Genomic DNA, 3,708 nt, shown 5'->3' on the forward strand with positions numbered 1-3,708 from the left:
CTGGTCGGGCCCCGCGGCCTGCACCACCTGCTGGGCGCCGACCCGCCCGCAGACCTCCCGCCGCAGCGCCGGCCCGGCACCTTCCGGGAGGCCCACATGCGTGACCAGCCAGCACAGCGGCGTCTCGAGCTGCTCCGGCGCCTCGACCCACAGGATCGACGGCGTGCCGTCCTGCTCGGCGCGCACCAGGTCCTCGATCAGCGCCGGGGCGAGCGCAGCCTGCGGATGCTCCGTGGCACGCAGCAGCAGCGGCGAGACGGCAGCGGGCGGAGTGGTCATCAGGGCCTCCTCACCCGCGCAGCAGCGCAGCGGGGTCGGTCTCGGTCAGACGGTCCTCGTGGCGGCGCAGCCACAGGGCCAGCAGCGCCAGACCACGGATCAGGTGCTGGGCGCGGGTGCGGGTGAGCTGACGGCGCCACAGCTCAGCGTCACCGGTGCGGAGCTTCTCACCCACCAGGCTCGCGGCCGGGGAGTCCATGACGAGGCCGCGGTACCACTGCGCGGCCTCCAGCGAGGCCCCGCGACGCCCATGCTGCCGGACGGTGGTCAGGTCGGCCGCGGTGGGGATCTCCGCCAGCTCGGGACGGATGCGGCGCAGCAGGTCCGGGTACCAGCGGCCGTCACGCTTCGAGGCGTGGGTCAGACGCAGCGCCTGAGAGACCACCGGGTGCGCCATGATCGGCACTGCGGTGGGGCGGCTGCCGCCGAGCACGGCGGCCGGCGCCATGCTGATCCCCGGCAGGGTGCGCGTCAGGTAGGCGGTGAGCGTGGCTCCCTGGGGGTGGTCGGCCAGCGGCTCGGCGAGGGCGGAGAAGTCCTCCCGGCCCGCCGCGGTGAGGCGGTCATCGCGCCCGGGGCCAGCAGCTCCTCGGCCACCTCCAGGTAGCGCGAGAGCCGACCGAAGCGCGAGGCGACCAGGTCTGCCGGGGTGGATCCGGCGGCGAGCGCGGCCGGGTCGTCGGGGAACCCTCCGCCGAGGAACACTCCTCCGCCCAGGCCGTCCAGCACGGTGCCGGTTCGGGAGGCCAGCTCCCGCGCCACCGGCATCAGCCAGACGTGGAAGGAGGACTGGTGGCCGGTGATCTGCGCATAGTCGAGGAAGTCTCGGCTGAAGCCGTCGTGGCGGCCGGAGACGATCCGCTGGTCCACACCCAGCCGGGTCGCGATGCGCGCAGCGGTGAGCTCCTCCAGCGTGGTGCCGGTGTCGGAGCTGGTGGTCCAGGCGGTCAGTTCCTCAGCAGGGACCTCGGCGGCCAGCCCGGTGAGCATGCGGGAGTCCCGGCCGCCGGAGAGCATGGGCTGCAGCGGCCCCGCGGCGGCGTGGCCGGCGACCTGCTCGCTCAGGGCGTCACCAGGTCACCGGTGAGGTCCTCGGGGGCGAGCTCCTCCTCGGGAAGGATCTCCGCCCAGGGCCATGCGGCGCGCCGCCGGCGCGCGCGACGCCCGGGGTGAGGTCGACGTGCTCCATGGGGCCGAGCCGTCGATGTCGGCCGGCGTCGTCCGGCCCGCCAGCGGGGCGCCGATCCCGATGATCTGCGCCCATCCGGTCCAGTCCGGGGCGACCGGCGAGGTCGCGGTGTCGAGCAGCAGATCCAGCTGGGTGGCGAAGTGGACGGCGTCGCCGGTCTGCTCCACATAGAGCGGCTGGACGCCTGAGAGCCCGGCGTGCAGCACCGCGGTGCCGTCCTGCCCCAGCACCACCCCGGCGACGTCGGCGTCGCGTGCGGCATGCTCCCAGGGATGGGGAGCGTCCGGGAGGCTGTGCGGCGCCTGCGGTGGAGAACATCCACGCCTCACCGTGCGGGTCCGCGCGGGAGAGGAGCGCCGCGCTGCCGATGATCAGGCGCCGGGACGGTCCACCACGACGGCGGCGTCGGCGGGACCAGCGACACCAGCGGCACCGGCGGCACCGTCTCCGAGCTGGGCCGGATCCGCCTCGAGTCCGGCGGCGCGGGCCATGCGACGGACGCGGTCGGGGTCGCCGGGGCGAGCATGCCGCAGACTCGGGTCGTCACTGCCACAGGGCCTCTCTTCGCGCATCGCGTCTCAGGTGCGTCGCCCCGGGACCGAGGGCCCGGGTTGGTACGATCCTAACGCTCCAGAACACCTGCTCCGGGAGGCGACGACACCGGATGGAACCTGCTGCTGACCAGCCGGACGGCGCTGCCCGTCCAGCCGCTGCTCCGACCCCGCCCACTCCGCCGACTCCTCCGAAGCCGCCCGCGCCCTCGATGCCCCGGAAGGTGGTGCGCAAGTCCCGGCAGATCGTCCGCCGGGCCCGGCAGAAGCGCCGCCACTGGCGCAAGGAGCTGCGGAAGTCCCGCCAGTGGGCGCAGGACTACCGGAAGTTCGTGCGCAAGGAGTTCCGCTGGGAGACCAGCCCCTCGATGCGGCGGCCCCAGTGGTGGGCCCAGGGCTTCCTCTCCCGCTCGGCGACCATCTACGGCCTGCCCAATGCGGACCAGCAGGACTACGTGACCGATGTGCAGCGCTACACGCGCGCCAAGCGGATGGTCCATGAGCACCTGCAGGAGGTGCTGGACAACAAGTTCTCGTTCTTCCTGCTGATGAACCAGCTCGGGCTCGATTCCGACGTGGTCCCGCTGCTGGGGCTGTACTCCCGCGGCGAGGTCCACGTCTTCCCGCATGACGACCAGGTGCCGCTGCGCGAATTCCTCCAGACACGCCTGGAGGTCGGGCGTCGGGTCTTCGTCAAGCCGCTGCGGGGCGCGGAGGGCCGCTTCGTGGTCTCCATCCGCCGCACCGAGGACGGCTGGCGGATGAACGGCGAGGACTGCGACTTCGAGGAGGTCGCCGCCTGGATCGAAGCCCGGCCCAAGCCCATGCTCTTCGAGGCCGCCGTGCCGCAGGCCGAGGCGCAGGCCCGGCTGAACCCGGCCTCCACCAACACGCTGCGGGTGCTGACGCTGCCAGATCTGACCCGCGGCAAGGAGCCGTTCATCGCCGTCGCGGTCCAGCGCATCGGCACAGCCCGGTCCAACCACGTGGACAACTGGACCCGCGGCGGGCTCAGCGCGAAGGTCGACGTCGAGACCGGCACGCTCTCCCGGGCGGGCCAGCTGCCGGACGACCACACGCAGGTGTGGCACACCGTGCACCCGGACAGCGGCGCCCCGATCGAGGGGGCGACCGTGCCGTTCTGGGAGGAGACCAAGCAGCTGGTGCTCGACGGCGCGAAGCGCCTGAGCTTCCTGGAGTACATCGGCTGGGACATCATCATCAGCCCCACGGGGCCGGTGATCCTCGAGGCGAACGTCAACTCCGGGATGAACGTGCTCCAGGTCCACGGCCCGCTGCTGAAGGACGAGCGGGTGCGCCGCTACTTCGAGAAGCGCGGCGTCGTGCCCAAGAAGCGGGACTGAGACCGACCGCCCCGACCCGGCGGCGCGCCCCTCAGACCGTGGTGACCAGGTGGATCTGTCGCAGCCGGTCCAGCGCGGAGGGCAGCTCGGCGGCCCGGATCGTGGTGGACCCGCCATAGGCCATCTGCAGCTCGGCGGTCCACCCGGCGCCCTCGGCCACGGGCCGGCGCAGCACTACGACGCCGTCGAAGCCGCGGGCCGAGCCCTCCTCCTGGGCGCTCTGGTCGGTGAGCAGCAGCACCGGGCCGGAGGCGCCGGGGCGCTCTCCGGCACCCTCCCCGGCGGCGCGCAGCAGGGCGGCGTGCAAACGCGCGCTCGCGCGCGC

At 73.4% G+C, this 3,708-nt stretch carries 6 protein-coding genes; 1 reads left to right on the top strand and 5 read right to left on the bottom strand.

Features of this window, described 5'->3' with window-relative positions:
* The 4 genes from BCY76_RS17005 to BCY76_RS17020 form a co-directional block, all read right to left on the bottom strand.
* Positions 1-279: hypothetical protein (locus tag BCY76_RS17005; protein WP_139827874.1), on the bottom strand; the 279-nt coding region annotated here is incomplete at its 3' end.
* 10 nt (positions 280-289) lie between these two features.
* Complete coding sequence (locus BCY76_RS17010; protein WP_085437958.1) at positions 290-727, bottom strand: hypothetical protein; 438 nt, start codon at positions 725-727, stop codon at positions 290-292.
* A gap of 23 nt (positions 728-750) precedes the next feature.
* Positions 751-1,344, bottom strand: a complete 594-nt coding sequence (locus tag BCY76_RS17015) for an asparagine synthase-related protein (protein WP_139827875.1) — start codon at positions 1,342-1,344, stop codon at positions 751-753.
* Positions 1,345-1,356: 12 nt separating this feature from the next.
* Complete coding sequence (locus BCY76_RS17020) at positions 1,357-1,797, bottom strand: hypothetical protein (protein ID WP_139827876.1); 441 nt, start codon at positions 1,795-1,797, stop codon at positions 1,357-1,359.
* Positions 1,798-2,243: 446 nt separating this feature from the next.
* Between BCY76_RS17020 and BCY76_RS17025 the strand changes: the two genes are divergently transcribed.
* Positions 2,244-3,383 (top strand): sugar-transfer associated ATP-grasp domain-containing protein, encoded by a 1,140-nt coding sequence (locus BCY76_RS17025; protein ID WP_170922748.1) that lies wholly within the window; start codon positions 2,244-2,246, stop codon positions 3,381-3,383.
* 31 nt (positions 3,384-3,414) lie between these two features.
* Here the strand turns inward: BCY76_RS17025 and BCY76_RS18375 are convergent.
* A partial coding sequence (locus BCY76_RS18375) for a hypothetical protein (RefSeq protein WP_170922749.1) occupies positions 3,415-3,708 on the bottom strand: 294 nt, incomplete at its 5' end.

Origin of the sequence: Nesterenkonia sp. PF2B19 (assembly GCF_001758425.2) — a bacterium.
Taxonomy (GTDB): domain Bacteria; phylum Actinomycetota; class Actinomycetes; order Actinomycetales; family Micrococcaceae; genus Nesterenkonia; species Nesterenkonia aethiopica.